The sequence below is a fragment of the Rickettsia australis str. Phillips genome, from assembly GCF_000273745.1.
In the GTDB taxonomy this organism is placed as follows: domain Bacteria; phylum Pseudomonadota; class Alphaproteobacteria; order Rickettsiales; family Rickettsiaceae; genus Rickettsia; species Rickettsia australis.
This window is the reverse complement of sequence record NZ_AKVZ01000052.1, coordinates 1-1,722: the sequence shown is the minus strand read 5'-3', so window position 1 is coordinate 1,722 and position 1,722 is coordinate 1. Positions and strand designations below refer to the sequence as shown.

Here is a 1,722-nt window from a genome sequence, read left to right as displayed (position 1 = left end):
TATAATGAGTATATCGTACACTCTCTTAAAAATCAAGTCCCTGTTATCTTTGGGGCATATAAAACCTTCAACAAATCAACGATTCAAGCAAAATTCTGATAATTTAGCATCTATTAAATCTAAGTTACGTTCTAACCTGTACTTACTTTTGTTGATTTATACTTTCATTTGCTTATCAAATTCTTCAAAGTTTCAAACATCAGGAGGGTATTAACATGAGCCTTTCTGATATCAATACTAAATTACATCAAATAGAGAGCGATCTTAATGTGTTTCGTGAAGTGTTTTTATCTGATACGACGGATTTAGCTAGTCAATATAGACGTGTACGAAATGATCTGAGGTTAATAGCTATAAGACAAATACAAGTCGAAAAAAATCTAATGCTTCTTTTAACACATTTTGGAATCCCTTCTACTACTTGTGATACAGAACAAGAATTAAAGGAATTTAATAAAAATTATAACAAGTTATCAAATGCAACACATCATGATTACTAAATTACAATTACCTATTTTACCAACTAATCCTGAAGCGTTCAGAGATTACACGCAACAACAATATAATCAAGAGTTAACACTTGCTGATAATAGAAATTATATTTCTATTATTCCTTGTTTGTTTGCAGCTATTGTGCGTGAGTACTCCGATAAGCTATTGCCTATAGATATAATATATTTCTTTCAGATACTTCCTTTATACAGTTCAGCTTTAAGTAAGAATGCAGAAGAAATAATTTATTCTTCAGAAAAACTTGCTAGGATTTTAGGATACACAAATAAAGAAGCTAGTAATATGCGTAGTACCATTTTAGGTATTACAAAAAAGCTTGAACAAGCAGGGTTATTACAAGTACATAGAAGCAAAAACAAAAATGGATCAGATAAGGTCAACAAGATAATACCAATACTTCCTGATCTCTTATATGACAAAATCAAATAATGAATCATCTAATTCTAATGTAGATAGCAAGAGACTCACTAATGAATCGAATCTACAACATATTATACGTACTAAACTATTTGTACCTATTACTTTAACATTCATTCAAAACTTATTTAAAGATTCTATGACTCCTAAACACAAGCTTTTCTACTTAAACTGTATTATTACTGCTTATAAGAATTATCAGATTACGGGTCAATTCTCTTTTACAGCTACTTCACAAGAATTAATGAAAGCAAATAATATCAGTAGAGGTACGTTAACTACAATATTTGCATATATCAGAAAACAAGAGTCTGATTTTTTCATTAAAGTAAAACATACATATACAAAGTCAGATGATCCAGATGATAACAGATATGATAAATCAATTTTTGTGATATCTATTAATCCTCTTGTCATTCCTTACTTTTTTATTAAAAATACAGATAATAAAGTAGCATTAGAATTCAGTGATACTAAATGTTTAGATGTAGAAAATGAAACTAAAAAACCTGATACTTATCAATGTTCTGAGGCGGCATGCCAAAAAACAATGCCTAGTATGCCAAAAAACAATGCCTATAATAATAAAGATATAATAATAAAAATAAGTAATAAAAATATAGATGCAAATATCGATAAAAACCTAGATGAAAAAATGAAGCACTAGACACCTTAGAAAAAACAATCAGATAAAACTACAAACATTCTCACAAACTTTACATTCACAGCATTTGGAAAGTGAGCAGAGCTCACTTTCATCTAAATCTTTAAAAATATTATTAAGGATTTTAT

General features: G+C 28.6%; 3 protein-coding genes. All 3 read left to right on the top strand.

Annotated elements, in window-relative coordinates:
- The first annotated feature begins 215 nt into the window (after positions 1-215).
- The 3 genes from A452_RS0107480 to A452_RS08885 are packed head-to-tail and all read left to right on the top strand — an operon-like array spanning position 216 to position 1,597.
- Entirely contained in the window at positions 216-500 is a 285-nt protein-coding gene (locus A452_RS0107480; protein WP_017208726.1) for a hypothetical protein, read from the top strand.
- Positions 490-942 carry a hypothetical protein gene (locus A452_RS09125; protein ID WP_017208725.1) on the top strand — a complete coding sequence of 151 codons (453 nt, stop codon included), beginning with the start codon at positions 490-492 and terminating at the stop codon, positions 940-942. Before A452_RS0107480 ends, A452_RS09125 begins: the two co-directional genes overlap by 11 nt.
- A complete protein-coding gene (locus tag A452_RS08885) occupies positions 926-1,597 on the top strand; it encodes a hypothetical protein (RefSeq protein WP_017208724.1) in 672 nt (223 codons plus the stop codon). Before A452_RS09125 ends, A452_RS08885 begins: the two co-directional genes overlap by 17 nt.
- Positions 1,598-1,722 lie beyond the last annotated feature (125 nt).